We start from the raw sequence: 13,119 nt of genomic DNA, 5'->3' as shown, positions 1-13,119 counted from the left end.
CGTCCGCACCGACCCTCACCGCGGACGGGGAACCCGGCCCAGGAGGCGGCACCCGTGCGGGGGTGCCGCCTCCTTCTTCTTCTCCTTCTTCTCCTTCTTCTCCTTCTTCGTCGCCCTTCGTGCTTCCGGGCCCCGGCCCGGCCCCGCCGGGGTGCGCCCGGTGCCCGCCCCCGTGCCCCGGCGCCTCAGCGCGGCTCGTCCAGGCCGAGCTGCTCCACCAGGCGGCGCTCGGGCTGGGCACCCACCACCGAGCGGGCGGGCTCGCCGTCGCGGAAGAGGACGAGGGTGGGCATCGACAGGACGCCGTAGGCCGCCTGGGTCCGCGGATTGCGGTCCACGTCGAGGGAGACGACCTTCAGGGTGTCTCGGCGCTGCTCGGCGATCCGGGCGAGCACCGGTGCGACCATCCGGCACGGTGGGCACCAGTCGGCGGTGAAGTCGACCAGTACCGGGACGTCGGAGCGCAGCACCTCCTCGGCGAACGTCTCGTCGGTCACTTCCCGCAGGTGTGCGGCTGTTGCGGTCATTTTCGTCCCTCTTCCTCGGGTTCCCGTGGCGTCGGTGGCTCGGAGGGGGCCAGCGCGCACCGGGGCGCGGGGGCGTGCGCCGCCGCCGCTTCGATCTCGGCACGGGCCAGCCGTGCGCCGACCTCCTCCCGCACGGTGCGCAGCTCGGCGATGCACGCGTCCAGTTCGGCGAGTTTGCGCCGGTAGACCTCCAGCGAGTCGGGGCAGGAGTCGCCCGCCGGGTGCCCCGCGCGCAGACACTCGACGAACGGCCGGGTCTCCTCCAGCTCGAACCCGTTCTCCCGCAGCGTCCTGATCTGCCGCAGCAGCCGCAGGTCCTCCTCGCCGAACGTGCGGTACCCGTGCGCGTCCCTGGCCGCGGCCAGCAGGCCCCGCGCCTCGTAGTAGCGCAGGGTCCGGGTGGTCGTGCCGGCGCGTTCGGCCAGTTCCCCGATCCGCATCGGGACTCCTCTCCGCGTGCTCTCCGCCGGTTTCCGCCGTGCTCCCGTACGGCGCTCGGCACGCTAGGGGTTGACGTCGGCGTCAACGCAACGCCGGACGGAGACATTGCTGTCGGGCGAGAGCGGGGGCGGTGCCCGGACGCGCGCCAGTGGCCATACAGTAAGGCCGGCAAGTGCGCGTCAGCGCGCGTTAGGTCATCACTCCAACGGGGGAACGCCCATGTCCGCACCACCGCCGTACCAGTACCAGTACCAGCAGCCCCAGGGCCCTCCGCCGCAGTACCAGCAGCCCCAGGGTCCCCCGCCGCCTCGCGGCCCGCAGCGCCCCCAGCAGGGCGGCCCGCTGCGCGGCCTGATCGCCGCCGTCGTCGTCCTGGCGGTGTTCGGCGGGGTCGGCTGGTACGTGTACGACTACAACACCGATCCCAACGGCGGGAAGGCCAAGGCGGAGGCGTCGGAGTCCGCGCGGATCGAGGAGCAGAAGACGCACGACCCGCAGCAGGGCGACTGCGTGAAGATCGAGGGCACCGACGACGACCCGCTGCCCACCATCGTCGACTGCGGTTCACCGGAGGCCGAGTACAAGACGGGGCAGCGCCTCTTCGGACCGGACAAGGAGTGCCCGGCCCAGTACGACTACGGCATCCAGTACTCCAGCAACCGCGGCGGCGACCACACCATGTGCTTCACCAAGGTCTGACCCGCGACGCCGAACGGCCCGCCGCGCCGCACCTCACATCCGGTGGTAGCGGCGTTCGGGGCGGCCCGTGGTGCCGTACCGCAGGGTGACCCGCGCGGCCCCGGTCGCCACGAAGTGCTCCAGATAGCGCCGGGCGCTCACCCGGGACAGGCCGCTGTGCTCGGCGCACTCCGAGGCCGACACACCCGTCGCCCGCTGACCCGCCCGGAGGGCCGCGCGGACCAGGGCCGCGGTCTGCTCGGTCAGTCCCTTGGGCAGCGCTTGCGCCCGGACGGCGACGCCGGCGCCCCGCGGAGACTGCGCGCTGCCTGCCGCGGCGGCTCCCGGGGACGCCGCGTCCGCACCGCCGCCGGAGAGACCGGAGAAGACCCGGTCCAGCTCCTCCTGGCCGGGGGCCGTCAGCGACTCCAGGTCCTGCCGCTCCCGCGCGTACCGCTCCAGCCGCTCGCTCAGCAGCCGCCCTTCGAACGGCTTGACGACGTACTGCACGGCCCCGCCGTGCCGTGCGGCCCGCACGCTCGCCGCGTCCCGCGCCGCCGTGATCACCAGCACGTCCGGGCCGCCGCCCGGCGCGCCGTCGCCGCGCAACTGCTGCAACACCTCCAGCCCGCTGAAGTCGGGCAGATACAGGTCCAGCAGCACCAGGTCCGGTGCGGTGTCGCGCACCAGGGCGAGCGCCTCCGCGCCGTTGTGCGCCACCGCGACGACCTCGAACCCGGGCACCCGGGAGACCAGGGTGCTGTGCAGCCGGGCCACCATGAAGTCGTCGTCGACCACGACCACCCGGATCATGCGGGGACCCCGTAGGTGACCCCCGTCAACTGCTCGGAGGCCGCCCACAGCCGCTCGGCCGCCACGTCGCTGAGGGTCCAGGGCGCGCGCCAGGACGGCGCCGGAGCACCGCGCCAGCCCAGCAGCCTCGGCCCCGTGAAGGAGTCCGGCGCCACCCCGGGCGCGGTCGCCGCGTACAGCGTCGGCAGCGCGCCCGCGTCGGCGGACTGCCCCAGGACGCGGGTGCCCAGCGCCATCACCCGCTCGGTGGTCTTCCGGCCCTCCATGCGGGCTCCGGCGGTCTGCAGGTTGGTGGCCGCGTAGCCGGGGTGCGCGGCCGCGGCGACCAGCGGGGTGCCGGCGCACAGCCGGGCCAGCTCGTGGGTGAAGAGCAGATTGGCGGTCTTGGACCGGCTGTAGGCGATCCAGCGCCGGTAGGAATGCTCGCTGTTGAGGTCCGCGATGTCGATGTTGGCCAGTGCGTGCAGCCCGCTGGACAGCGTCACGACGCGGGGTGCCGAGGCCGCCAGCAGCCGCTCCAGCAGCAGCCCGGTGAGAGCGAAATGGCCCAGGTGGTTGACGCCGAATTGCCGCTCGAAGCCGTCCGCCGTCCGGCCGTAGGGCAGCGCCATCACTCCCGCGTTGTTGACCAGGAGGTCCACCCGCTCGTCCGGCAGCTCCTTGGCGAAAGCACGCACCGACGCCAGGTCGCCCAGATCGAGCCGGCGCAGTTCGGTGCGCGGTCCGGCCTCGGGCAGCTCCTGCACGAGCGCGTCCCGGGCCCGGTCGCCGCGCTCCTCGTCCCGGCAGGCGAGCACCACCCGCGCTCCGCGCCGTGCCAGCTCCCGGGCCGTCACGAAGCCGAGCCCGCTGTTGGCGCCGGTCACGACCGCCGTACGGCCGCTCTGGTCCGGAATGTTCCGCGCTGTCCAGCCCATCGCCCGCCTGCTCCTCGCTCGCTCAGCGACTCTCTCCTGTGGAGGCTAACGGCAGGCCCCCGGACGGTCGAGGTCAGCCGCGCCACGACTGGTCCCCTGCCGTGCCCCACGGTGCCCCGCCGGTGCCCGCAGCCTGCAGCCCGGCGGCCGGGGCGCGCCCCGGCCGCCGGGCTCTAGGCTGCCCCCATGAACGCCAATCCCCCCGCAGCCGGGTCCCCCGCCACGAGGCCGCGTGTGCTGCTCCTGCACGGCCCCAACCTCAACCTGCTCGGCGAACGCGACCGGGCGACCTACGGCAGCACCACCCTGCGGGACGTCGAGGAGCGGGTCACGGCGCTCGGCGCCGAACTGGGTGCCGAGGTGCGCTGTGCGCAGAGCAACAGCGAGGGAGCGCTGATCGACCTGATCCACGCCACCCGGAGCGGCGACAGCGGCATCGTCTTCAATCCCGGCGCCTACGCGCACTACAGCTACGCGCTGCGGGACGCCGTCGAGGTGGTGGCCTCGCTCGGCATCCCCTGCGTGGAGGTGCACATCTCCAACGTGCACGCCCGCGAATCCTTCCGGCACACCTCGGTCACCGCACCGGTGTGCCAGGGCATGGTCTCCGGGCACGGCGTCTTCGGCTACGAGCTGGCGCTGCGCTCCGTACTGCACCGCATCGCGGAGTGGGGCGCAGCGGACGGCGTCTGAGCGCTGCCCGTGAGCCGCCGCTCAGTCGGTACCCGTCACCGCCGTCAGGACGAACACGGTGTCCTCCAGCGCGAGAACGCCGTGCCGCAGGTGCGGAACCCGCTGGATCTGCCCGGCGGCGACGTCCTGGTCGGCGGTGCCCTCGGTGAGCCGGATGCGGCCCTGGAGGACGTGGACGCTCGCCGCGGGCGGTGTGTTGTGCTCCTCCAGCGACGACCCCTCCGTCAGCGCGATGACGGACTGCCGCAGGGGCCCGTCGTGCAGGAAGAGATACGCGCTGCGGCCGTGCGGGTCTTTCCGTGCCAGCGCCAGGTGCTCGGCTGCCAGAGCGGTCACATCGTCCATGCGTCCATCGTGCCCCGCACGGCACGCGACGCAACCGGGCCACTCGCGGGCCACAGCGGATTCGCCGCTCCGGGGCCGCCGCCCGGGGCGCCGCGCCCGCGCCGCCCCGCGCCCGCGCCGTCCCACCCGGTGCGCATCCGCAGTGCGCCGGGAGCGCGTCCTCAGGCCCGCCACGCCCCCCGCCGCGCCGCCTCGCGGGCGGCGTCGCGGACGTCCCGTGCCGGGCGGCCCAGCACCTGCTGTACGCCGTCCGTGACGGAGGCGTTGCGTCCGTCCAGCAGTTGTGCGAACAGTTCGCCCAGGAAGGCCACCAGCTCCGGCGGCAGCCCCTGCCCGGCCAGCTCTTCGGCGTACTCCCGCAGCGCCACGGGCACGTACCGCACCGCGGGGCCGCCGGCCGCGGCCACCTCCGCCGCCGCCTCCCCGAAGGTGAGCAGGCGCGGTCCGGTCAGCTCGTGCACGCGCGCGTGGTGGCCCTCCTCGGTCAGTGCGGCGGCGGCCACCTCCGCGATGTCGTCCGCGTCGATGAACGGTTCGCGTACCTCTCCGGCCGGGAACGGGAGTTCGCCCTCCAGCACGGACGGCAGGAAGACGCCCTCGCTGAAGTTCTGGAAGAACCAGCTCGTGCGCAGGATCGTCCACTCCGTGCCCGCGTCCCGGACCGCCCGCTCGGCCGGGAGTGCGAGGTCCTCGCCGCGCGCCGAGAGCAGCACCAGCCGCCGCACTCCGGCCGCCGCCGCGCGTGCGCCGAACGCCCGCACCGCATCGGCGACGCCCGGGGCGCCCACGTCCGGCTGGCAGACGACGAAAACGGCGCCCACCCCCGCCAGCGCGGCGTCCCAGGTACCGGGGTCCTCCCAGTCGAACGGCGGCTCTCCGGTGCGGGAGCCCACGCGCACCGGACAGCCGCGTGCGTGCAGTTGCTCGACGACCCGGGAGCCGTTCTTGCCGGTGCCGCACAGCACCAGGACCGGGTCCTGTGCGTGTTGCCGCTCCGCCGCCTTCTCGTTCTTCTGCTGTGTCATGCCGCAAGCCAACGCCGTGCGGGCCCCCGACGACATCGTCCAGCGGCTCAGCCGCATGTCCCTGCGTCTAGGCTGCTGCCGTGACAACGGCGGCGGCGCGGGGCGCCGAACAGGACGGGCGGTCCGGCCGGGCCGCGGGGGCGTGGCGGACGCGGGGCACCGACGGGCTGACCGAGGCGCTGACGGACGTGCTCGGCGGCGCCCGGGCGCGCGGCGGACTGTTCCACCGGGCGGTGCTCGCACCGCCGTGGGGCGTACGGGTGCAGGACGGTGCGCCGCTGGCGCTGGCGTCCATGCTGCGCGGCACCGGCTGGGTCCGGCACTCCGAGGCGCCGGAGCCGGTGCGGCTGGAGCCCGGCGATGTGGCGGTGCTGCGCGGACCGGCTCCCTACGTGCTCGCCGACGATCCGGAGACCGAACCGGGGCTGCTGATCCAGCCGGGTGACTGCTGCACCACCGTGGACGGGACCGACATGTGCGAGGAGCTCGCGCTGGGGGTGCGCACCTGGGGCCGCAGCCCGGACGATCCCGCCGTCCTGCTGAGCGGCAACTACCAGTTGCACGGCGACCTCAGTGCCCGGCTGCTGGACGCGCTGCCGCCGGTGCTGGTCCTGGACGCGGCCGAGTGGGACGCGGACCTGATGCGGCTGGTCGCCGCGGAGGTCGTCAAGGACGCGCCGGGGCAGCAGATGGTGCTCGACCGGCTGCTGGACCTGCTGCTGGTCTCCGTGCTGCGCGCCTGGTTCGCGCGGCCCGAGGCGGACGCGCCCGCCTGGTACCGCGCACAGAGCGACCCGGTGGTGGGGGTGGCGCTGCGGCTGCTGCACGAGCAGCCCGGACACGCCTGGACCGTGGCGGCGCTCGCGGCCGGGGCCGGGGTGTCCCGCGCGAGCCTCGCCCGCCGCTTCTCCGAACTGGTCGGCGAGCCGCCCATGTCCTACCTCGCGCAGTGGCGCATCGACCTGGCGGCCCGGCTGCTGCGGGAGCGGGGCGCGACGCTGGGTGCCGTCGCCCGCCGGGTGGGCTACGGGGACGGTTTCGCACTGAGCGCGGCCTTCAAGCGGCTGCGCGGCGTCAGCCCCACGGCGTACCTGGCGGGAGGCGCCCCGGACTGAGCCCCGGCCCCGGTGGCGCTCCGCCGCGCCGGGCGGCCGGACTGTCGGTGGCCGGGTGCATCCTGGGGCCGTGTACGAGGAACGGACGTCCCGGCTGCGGGGCGCGGTGTGCTGGACCCGTGCCGCCGTGCCCCCGGGCACCATCGGGCGGGTGCTGCCGGACGGCTGCATGGACCTGCTGCTGTGGAACGGTGAACTGGTCGTCGCGGGTCCGGACACCCGCGCGCACCTGGCGACCGAGCGTGCGGGGCTCCCGGCGTACGGCCTGCGGCTGCCGCCGGGCACCGGCCCGCGGGTCTTCGGCCCGCCGGCATGGGAGCTGCGGGACCGGCGGACGCCGCTGGCCGACCTGTGGCCCGCCGGCCGGGTGCGGGAGCTGACCGAGCGGGTCGCCGGTGCCCGGGACCCGCTGGCGGCGCTGGAGGAGGTCGCGGCGGAGCGGCTGGCGGCGCCGCAGCGCACAGCCGCCGACCGGCGCGCCGCCGCGCAGGAGGAAGCCGTCGTCGCGGCGCTGCGCGCGGGGGCCGGGGTGGCGGGGACGGCCCGCGACGTGGGCCTGAGCGAACGCCAGCTCCACCGCAGGTGCCGCGCCGCGTTCGGGTACGGGGCCAAGACCCTCTCCCGGGTGCTGCGGATGCAGCGGGCGCTGCACCTGGCCCGGTCGGGCACCGCCCTCGCCGGGGCGGCGCAGCGGGCCGGGTACGCCGATCAGGCGCACCTCTCCCGCGAGGTCCGCGCCCTGGCGGGCGCTCCGCTGACCGCGCTGGTGCCCGCAGCCGGCCGCCGGTCCGGTCAGTCGTTCGGCGCGAACAGGTCGACGCCGTTGCCGTCCGGGTCCAGGACGACGGCGTAGCGCTGCCCCCACACGGCGTCCCACGGGGCGTGGTGGCCCGGGTGGCCCGCACCGGTCAGCTCGCCGTACATCCGGTCGACCTCGGCGGGCGAGTCGCACAGGAACGCGAGCCCGATCCGGCCGCTGCCCGGCGGAGCCGTCCATTCCGGGTCGAAGGAGCGGACGACCTCCTCGGTGTCCCAGGCGAGCCGTACGCCGCCCGGCCCGACGTGCTCCACGTGCGGCTGTCCGTCCGCGTCCGCGGGGATGTCGAGGCCCAGTCGCCGGTAGAAGGCGAGCGAGGCGGCCATGTCGGAGGTGACGATGCCGATGAGGTCGAAGCGCGGTGTCATACGGTCACGCTAGGGCGCCGCGCCCCGGCCGTCTTGAACGTTTCGGACCTCGGCGCCTCCGCCGTCGGCATCCGCCGCCCCTCCGCTGGCGGCCCTCGGGGCTTCCGCCGTCGGCTTCCGCCGTCGGCTTCCGCCGTCGGCTTCCGCCGCGCCTCCGCGCGGGGCGGCGGCGCGGAGTGACTAGGCTGTCCGGATGGCCGAGATCCTCACCGTCCTGACGACGACCGCCTCGCAGGAGCAGGCCCAGACGCTCGCCGCGGGAGCGATCACGCGGCGGGTGGCGGCGTGCGCACAGCTCAACGGCCCCGTCACCGCCGTCTACCGGTGGGAGGGCGCGGTGCAGACGGACTCCGAGTGGCAGGTGCTGTTCAAGACCTGCGCCGACCGCTACGGCGCGCTGGAGGACTACCTGCGCGAGGTCCATCCGTACGAGGTGCCGGAGATCATCGCCACGGCCGTGGTGCGCGGCAGCGCGGACTATCTGCGGTGGGTGGAGGAGGAGACGCGGCCCTCCCCGCAGCCATGAGCCCGGGCCCTGGGGCTACGGTCGGTGTATGGAACCCTCCTTCGCGGTAGAGGGCGGCGCCCCCGCGGCGCCGCGCTACGGTCCCGCCGACCTCGAACGCTGGGTGCCGGAGCCGGACAAGCGGCCGGGGCGCACCGCCTTCCAGCGCGACCGCGCCCGGGTTCTGCACTCCGCGGCGCTGCGCAGGCTGGCGGGCAAGACACAGCTCGTCGCGCCGGGCAGCGCCAGTCCCGCCTGGGACGCGACGCCGCGCACCCGGCTGACCCACTCCCTGGAGTGCGCCCAGGTGGGCCGGGAGCTGGGTGCCGCGCTGGGCTGCGACCCCGACCTGGTCGAGACGGCCTGCCTCGCCCACGACCTGGGGCACCCGCCGTTCGGGCACAACGGCGAGGCCGTGCTGGACGAGATCGCCGCACCGGCGGGCGGCTTCGAGGGCAACGCGCAGTCGCTGCGGCTGCTCACCCGGCTGGAGCCCAAGCGGTTCTCCGCGCAACTGGACGGCCAGGGCTACGTCGGGCTCAACGCGACACGGGCCGCACTGGACGCCGCGACCAAGTACCCGTGGCGGCGCGGCGGCCATCCGGAGGACCCCGCCTCGCCCAAGTTCGGCGTCTACGAGGACGACCTTCCGGTCTTCGGCTGGCTGCGCAAGGGCGCGCCGGAGGGCCGCACCTGCTTCGAGGCGCAGGTCATGGACTGGTCCGACGACGTGGCCTACTCGGTGCACGATCTGGAGGACGGGATCAGGGCCGGGCATCTGGACCCGCGCATCCTGCGGTCCGGCCCCGAGCGCGGCGACGTGTTCGAGGTGGCCGCGGAGCGCTACGCGCCGGGAGCCGGGGAGGGCGAGCCGGCCGCCGCGCTCGACCGGCTCCTGGAACAGGACTGGTGGCCGCACTCCTACGACGGCACCGCACACGCCCAGGCCCGTCTCAAGGACGCCACCAGCCAGCTCATCGGGCGCTTCTGCCTGGCCGCCGAGGCCGCGACCCGGGCCGCGCACGGCTCGGGCCCGCTGACCCGGTACGCGGCCGAACTGATCGTCCCGCAGTCCGCGCGGCTGGAGTGCGCCGTGCTCAAGGCGGTCGCCGACCGCTATGTGATGCAGCGGCCCGACCTGGAGCGGTTGCGCCGCGAGCAGCGGGTCGTCCTCCGCGAACTGGCCGAGGCGCTGCTGGCCAGGGCGCCGGAGGGGCTGGATCCGCAGTACGCGGACCTGTACGCGGAGGCCGCGCTCGCCGCGGACCCGGACACGGCGCGGCTGCGCGTGGTCGTCGACCAGATCTCCACGCTCACCGACGCCGCCGCCCGCGCCCTGCACCGCGCGCTGGCGATGCGCGGGCAGCACGGATGAGGGACCCGGCGCTCCGCGCGGGTGGGGCGGCGGACCGGGGCGGCGCCCGTGCCGGGCCGGCGGGGCGGGCGCCGGGCCGGCCGCCCGGAGCCCCCGGGGCCGCCCCGTGCCGCGGAACTCGCCGCGTGGCTCATACGTCCCATCCATGCCCCCTGCCTCTTCCCGGGCCTGCCCCGATGCGGGACGCTCACGTGTGGACGACGGGGGACAGCACGGCCCGCAGGGGGCAGCGTCTTCGAGGAGGAGGCTTCAAGTGGTCGACGCACACCGTACGTTCGTCATCGTCGGCGGAGGGCTGGCGGGGGCGAAAGCCGCCGAGACCCTGCGCGCGGAAGGGTTCACCGGCCGCGTCATCCTGATCGGCGACGAGCGCGACCATCCCTACGAGCGCCCTCCGCTCTCCAAGGGCTACCTCGCCGGTTCGGACGAACGGGACAGCGTCTTCGTGCACGAGCCGGCCTGGTACGCGGGCGCCGACATCGAACTCCACCTGGGACAGCCCGCGGTGCAGCTGGACCGGGCGGGCAGGTCGGTCCGGCTGGGCGACGGCACGCGCATCCATTACGACAAGCTGCTGCTGGCCACCGGTGCCGAGCCGCGCCGGCTGGACATCCCCGGGACCGACCTGGCCGGAGTGCACCACCTGCGGCGGCTGGCGCACGCCGAGCGGCTGCGCGGGGTGCTGAGCGTGCTGGGCCAGGAGAACGGCCACCTGGTCATCGCCGGGGCGGGCTGGATCGGCCTGGAGGTGGCCGCGGCGGCGCGGGCCTACGGCGCGGAGGTCACCGTCGTCGAGCCGGAGCCCACGCCGCTGCACGGCGTCCTCGGCCCGGAGTTGGGCGCGCTCTTCGCGGACCTGCACCGCGAGCACGGCGTCCGCTTCCACTTCGGCGCCCGGCTGACCGAGATCACCGGTACCGACGGCATGGTGCAGAGCGTGCGCACCGACGACGGCGACGAGCACCCCGCGCACGACGTGCTGGCCGCCATCGGCGCCGCGCCGCGCACCGCGCTGGCCGAGAGCGCGGGTCTGGAGCTGGCGCCCGGCCCGGGCGGCGGGATCGCCGTGGACGCCTCGCTGCGGACCAGCGACCCGGACATCCACGCCACCGGCGACGCCGCCGCCGTCGCGCACCCGCTGCTGGGCGACCGGCTGCGGGTGGAGCACTGGGCCAACGCCCTCAACGGCGGTCCGGCGGCGGCCCGGGCCATGCTCGGCGCGCAGGTGTCCTACGACCGGGTGCCGTACTTCTTCTCCGACCAGTACGACCTGGGCATGGAGTACTCCGGGCACGCCCCGCCCGGGTCCTATGACCAGGTGGTGTGCCGGGGGGATGTGGCCAAGCGCGAGTTCATCGCGTTCTGGCTGCGGGACAACCGGGTGCTGGCCGGGCTGAACGCCAACGTCTGGGACGTGACCGGGGCCGTGCAGGACCTGATCAGGTCCGGCGCCGCGGTGGATCCGGACGCGCTGGCCGACCCGGGCGTGCCGCTGGAGTCGCTGGGCGCCGCCGGTCCGGCCTGAGCCCCACCGTGAGCCCGGTCCCGCCGGGTCCGTACCGGTGGACCGCCCCGCGCGGGGCGGTCCACCGGTATGCCGGTCCGCCGCGGTGGGGTGCCGCTGTCCGGGCCCGCGCCGCGCCCGTACGGGAGATTCACGTGATGCTTGAGCGGCGGACGGGGAATACGTTCACCGGAAGAGCGACACCCCGTACCGCCGCCCTCCCGTGGCGCGGCGAGCGAAGGACGAGTGAACGATGGCGAAGCAGACGGTGGCCGAGCAGTTCGTCGACACGCTGGTGCGCTGCGGGGTGGAGCGCCTCTACGGCGTGGTGGGGGACAGCCTCAATCCGGTGGTCGACGCCATTCGGCGGACCCCCGCCATCGACTGGATCCAGGTCCGCCACGAGGAGACCGCCGCCTTCGCGGCCGGTGCCGAGGCGCAGCTCACCGGGAAGCTCGCCGCGTGCGCCGGCTCCTGCGGCCCCGGCAATCTGCACCTGATCAACGGGCTCTACGACGCGCACCGCTCGATGGCGCCCGTCCTCGCGCTGGCCTCGCACATCCCCAGCAGCGAGATCGGCACCAGTTTCTTCCAGGAGACCCACCCCGACCGGCTCTTCGCCGAGTGCAGCCACTACAGCGAGCTGATCTCCAGCGAGCAGCAGATGCCGCGGGTGCTGCAGACGGCCATCCAGCACGCCGTCGGACAGCAGGGGGTCAGCGTCGTCGCACTCCCCGGCGATCTGGCGTCCGAGGAGGCGCCCGACAGCCCGGAGGAGCATGCGCTGGTCACCTCGCGCCCCACCGTGCGCCCCGGGGACGCGGAGATCGACGCGCTGGTGCACCTGATCGACGACGCGGAGAAGATCACGCTGTTCTGCGGCGCCGGTACCGCGGGCGCGCACGGTGAGGTCATGGAGTTCGCCGAGCGGCTCAAGACCCCGGTGGGGCACGCGCTGCGCGGCAAGGAGTGGATCCAGTACGACAACCCCTATGACGTGGGCATGAGCGGACTGCTCGGCTACGGTGCCGCCTACGAGGCCACCCACGAGTGCGATCTGCTGATCCTGCTGGGGACCGACTTCCCCTACAACGCGTTCCTGCCCAAGGACTGCCGGATCGTCCAGGTCGACGTGCGCCCCGAGCACCTGGGCCGGCGCACCGCCCTCGACCTCGCGGTGTGGGGCGACGTGCGAGAGACGCTCCGCTGCCTCACACCCCGGGTGCGGGCCAGGACCGACCGCAGGTTCCTGGACCGGATGCTGCGCAAGCACGCCGAGACGCTGGAGGGCGTCGTCAAGGCGTACACCCGCAAGGTCGAGAAGCACACCCCCGTCCACCCCGAGTACGCGGCCTCGGTGCTGGACGAGGAGGCGGCCGACGACGCCGTCTTCACCGTGGACACCGGGATGTGCAACGTGTGGGCGGCGCGCTACCTCACGCCGAACGGGCGGCGCCGGGTGATCGGTTCCTTCAGCCACGGCTCGATGGCCAACGCGCTGCCCCAGGCCATCGGCGCGCAGTTCCTCGACCGGAGCCGGCAGGTGGTCTCGCTGTCCGGGGACGGCGGCTTCACCATGCTGATGGGGGACTTCCTCACGCTGGTCCAGTACGACCTGCCGGTCAAGGTCGTGCTGTTCAACAACTCCTCGCTGGGCATGGTCGAGCTGGAGATGATGGTCGACGGGATGCCCGCCTACGGCACCCACAACCGCAACCCGGACTTCGCGGCCCTCGCCGAGGCCGCGGGCGCGCACGCCGTACGGGTCGAGAAGCCCAAGCAGCTGCGCGGCGCCCTGCGGGACGTGCTCGCGCACGACGGGCCCGCGCTGCTCGACATCGTGACCGATCCGCACGCGCTCTCCCTGCCGCCGAAGATCACCCGGGAGCAGGTGAGCGGCTTCGCGCTCTCCGCGGGCCGGACCGTGCTGGACGGGGGAGTGGGGCGGATGGTCCAGATGGCGCGGTCGAATCTGCGCAACATCCCGCGGCCCTGA

At 74.6% G+C, this 13,119-nt stretch carries 15 protein-coding genes; 8 read left to right on the top strand and 7 right to left on the bottom strand.

The window, feature by feature from the left end; all coding sequences use genetic code 11:
* Positions 1-185 precede the first annotated feature (185 nt).
* Both trxA and BMX65_RS03815 read right to left on the bottom strand, forming a co-directional pair.
* Entirely contained in the window at positions 186-527 is a 342-nt protein-coding gene (gene trxA, locus BMX65_RS03820; RefSeq protein ID WP_074998622.1) for a thioredoxin, read from the bottom strand.
* Positions 524-967: a MerR family transcriptional regulator gene (locus BMX65_RS03815; protein ID WP_074998621.1), complete on the bottom strand. Its 444-nt coding sequence runs from the start codon at positions 965-967 to the stop codon at positions 524-526. The genes trxA and BMX65_RS03815 overlap by 4 nt, the downstream gene beginning before the upstream one ends.
* Positions 968-1,187: 220 nt before the next feature.
* Here BMX65_RS03815 and BMX65_RS03810 point away from each other — a divergent pair, with 220 nt between their 5' ends.
* Positions 1,188-1,667: an LppU/SCO3897 family protein gene (locus BMX65_RS03810; protein WP_074998620.1), complete on the top strand. Its 480-nt coding sequence runs from the start codon at positions 1,188-1,190 to the stop codon at positions 1,665-1,667.
* Between the two features lie 33 nt (positions 1,668-1,700).
* Here BMX65_RS03810 and BMX65_RS03805 read toward each other — a convergent pair whose 3' ends face one another.
* Together BMX65_RS03805 and BMX65_RS03800 are read right to left on the bottom strand one after the other, a co-directional pair.
* A complete protein-coding gene (locus BMX65_RS03805) occupies positions 1,701-2,459 on the bottom strand; it encodes a response regulator (protein WP_074998619.1) in 759 nt (252 codons plus the stop codon).
* Positions 2,456-3,376 (bottom strand): oxidoreductase, encoded by a 921-nt coding sequence (locus BMX65_RS03800; RefSeq protein WP_074998618.1) that lies wholly within the window; start codon positions 3,374-3,376, stop codon positions 2,456-2,458. The genes BMX65_RS03805 and BMX65_RS03800 overlap by 4 nt, the downstream gene beginning before the upstream one ends.
* A 186-nt stretch (positions 3,377-3,562) precedes the next feature.
* Between BMX65_RS03800 and aroQ the strand changes: the two genes are divergently transcribed.
* The gene (gene aroQ / locus BMX65_RS03795; RefSeq protein ID WP_074998617.1) at positions 3,563-4,069 is read left to right on the top strand and encodes a type II 3-dehydroquinate dehydratase; all 507 of its coding nucleotides are present in this window, start codon (positions 3,563-3,565) and stop codon (positions 4,067-4,069) included.
* A gap of 21 nt (positions 4,070-4,090) precedes the next feature.
* Here aroQ and BMX65_RS03790 read toward each other — a convergent pair whose 3' ends face one another.
* Together BMX65_RS03790 and BMX65_RS03785 are read right to left on the bottom strand one after the other, a co-directional pair.
* The gene (locus tag BMX65_RS03790) at positions 4,091-4,414 is read right to left on the bottom strand and encodes a cupin domain-containing protein (RefSeq protein WP_074998616.1); all 324 of its coding nucleotides are present in this window, start codon (positions 4,412-4,414) and stop codon (positions 4,091-4,093) included.
* A gap of 161 nt (positions 4,415-4,575) precedes the next feature.
* The gene (locus BMX65_RS03785; protein ID WP_074998615.1) at positions 4,576-5,439 is read right to left on the bottom strand and encodes an NAD(P)H-binding protein; all 864 of its coding nucleotides are present in this window, start codon (positions 5,437-5,439) and stop codon (positions 4,576-4,578) included.
* 167 nt (positions 5,440-5,606) lie between these two features.
* On the opposite strand from BMX65_RS03785, the gene BMX65_RS03780 reads away from it, so the two are divergent.
* The gene (locus tag BMX65_RS03780; RefSeq protein WP_074998809.1) at positions 5,607-6,554 is read left to right on the top strand and encodes an AraC family transcriptional regulator; all 948 of its coding nucleotides are present in this window, start codon (positions 5,607-5,609) and stop codon (positions 6,552-6,554) included.
* Positions 6,555-6,624: 70 nt separating this feature from the next.
* Positions 6,625-7,407 carry a helix-turn-helix transcriptional regulator gene (locus BMX65_RS03775; RefSeq protein ID WP_074998614.1) on the top strand — a complete coding sequence of 261 codons (783 nt, stop codon included), beginning with the start codon at positions 6,625-6,627 and terminating at the stop codon, positions 7,405-7,407.
* Here BMX65_RS03775 and BMX65_RS03770 read toward each other — a convergent pair.
* Positions 7,347-7,739, bottom strand: coding sequence for a VOC family protein (locus tag BMX65_RS03770; protein ID WP_074998613.1), 393 nt, complete (start codon positions 7,737-7,739; stop codon positions 7,347-7,349). The two genes, BMX65_RS03775 and BMX65_RS03770, sit on opposite strands and share 61 nt — an antisense overlap.
* Before the next feature lie 193 nt (positions 7,740-7,932).
* On the opposite strand from BMX65_RS03770, the gene cutA reads away from it, so the two are divergent.
* The 4 genes from cutA (at position 7,933) to BMX65_RS03750 (ending at position 13,119) form a co-directional block, all read left to right on the top strand.
* Positions 7,933-8,265, top strand: a complete 333-nt coding sequence (cutA, locus tag BMX65_RS03765; protein WP_074998612.1) for a divalent-cation tolerance protein CutA — start codon at positions 7,933-7,935, stop codon at positions 8,263-8,265.
* Positions 8,266-8,293: 28 nt separating this feature from the next.
* Positions 8,294-9,619: a deoxyguanosinetriphosphate triphosphohydrolase gene (locus BMX65_RS03760; protein ID WP_074998611.1), complete on the top strand. Its 1,326-nt coding sequence runs from the start codon at positions 8,294-8,296 to the stop codon at positions 9,617-9,619.
* A gap of 253 nt (positions 9,620-9,872) precedes the next feature.
* Positions 9,873-11,144: an NAD(P)/FAD-dependent oxidoreductase gene (locus BMX65_RS03755; protein ID WP_074998610.1), complete on the top strand. Its 1,272-nt coding sequence runs from the start codon at positions 9,873-9,875 to the stop codon at positions 11,142-11,144.
* Between the two features lie 232 nt (positions 11,145-11,376).
* On the top strand, positions 11,377-13,119 hold the full coding sequence (locus tag BMX65_RS03750; RefSeq protein ID WP_074998609.1) for a pyruvate dehydrogenase: 1,743 nt from the start codon (positions 11,377-11,379) through the stop codon (positions 13,117-13,119).

Origin of the sequence: Streptomyces qinglanensis (genome assembly GCF_900111245.1) — a bacterium.
GTDB classification, from domain to species: domain Bacteria; phylum Actinomycetota; class Actinomycetes; order Streptomycetales; family Streptomycetaceae; genus Streptomyces; species Streptomyces qinglanensis.
Note: the sequence above shows the minus strand (reverse complement) of the source record. Positions and strands in the feature narration are given on the sequence as shown.

Excerpts from the sequence above, each read along its gene's own strand:
- trxA (WP_074998622.1), bottom strand. The coding sequence starts at position 527 with ATGACCGCAACAGCCGCACACCTGCGGGAAGTGACCGACGAGACGTTC.
- BMX65_RS03815 (WP_074998621.1), bottom strand. The coding sequence starts at position 967 with ATGCGGATCGGGGAACTGGCCGAACGCGCCGGCACGACCACCCGGACC.
- BMX65_RS03810 (WP_074998620.1), top strand. The coding sequence starts at position 1,188 with ATGTCCGCACCACCGCCGTACCAGTACCAGTACCAGCAGCCCCAGGGC.
- BMX65_RS03805 (WP_074998619.1), bottom strand. The coding sequence starts at position 2,459 with ATGATCCGGGTGGTCGTGGTCGACGACGACTTCATGGTGGCCCGGCTG.
- BMX65_RS03800 (WP_074998618.1), bottom strand. The coding sequence starts at position 3,376 with ATGGGCTGGACAGCGCGGAACATTCCGGACCAGAGCGGCCGTACGGCG.
- aroQ (WP_074998617.1), top strand. The coding sequence starts at position 3,563 with ATGAACGCCAATCCCCCCGCAGCCGGGTCCCCCGCCACGAGGCCGCGT.
- BMX65_RS03790 (WP_074998616.1), bottom strand. The coding sequence starts at position 4,414 with ATGGACGATGTGACCGCTCTGGCAGCCGAGCACCTGGCGCTGGCACGG.
- BMX65_RS03785 (WP_074998615.1), bottom strand. The coding sequence starts at position 5,439 with ATGACACAGCAGAAGAACGAGAAGGCGGCGGAGCGGCAACACGCACAG.
- BMX65_RS03770 (WP_074998613.1), bottom strand. The coding sequence starts at position 7,739 with ATGACACCGCGCTTCGACCTCATCGGCATCGTCACCTCCGACATGGCC.
- cutA (WP_074998612.1), top strand. The coding sequence starts at position 7,933 with ATGGCCGAGATCCTCACCGTCCTGACGACGACCGCCTCGCAGGAGCAG.
- BMX65_RS03760 (WP_074998611.1), top strand. The coding sequence starts at position 8,294 with ATGGAACCCTCCTTCGCGGTAGAGGGCGGCGCCCCCGCGGCGCCGCGC.
- BMX65_RS03750 (WP_074998609.1), top strand. The coding sequence starts at position 11,377 with ATGGCGAAGCAGACGGTGGCCGAGCAGTTCGTCGACACGCTGGTGCGC.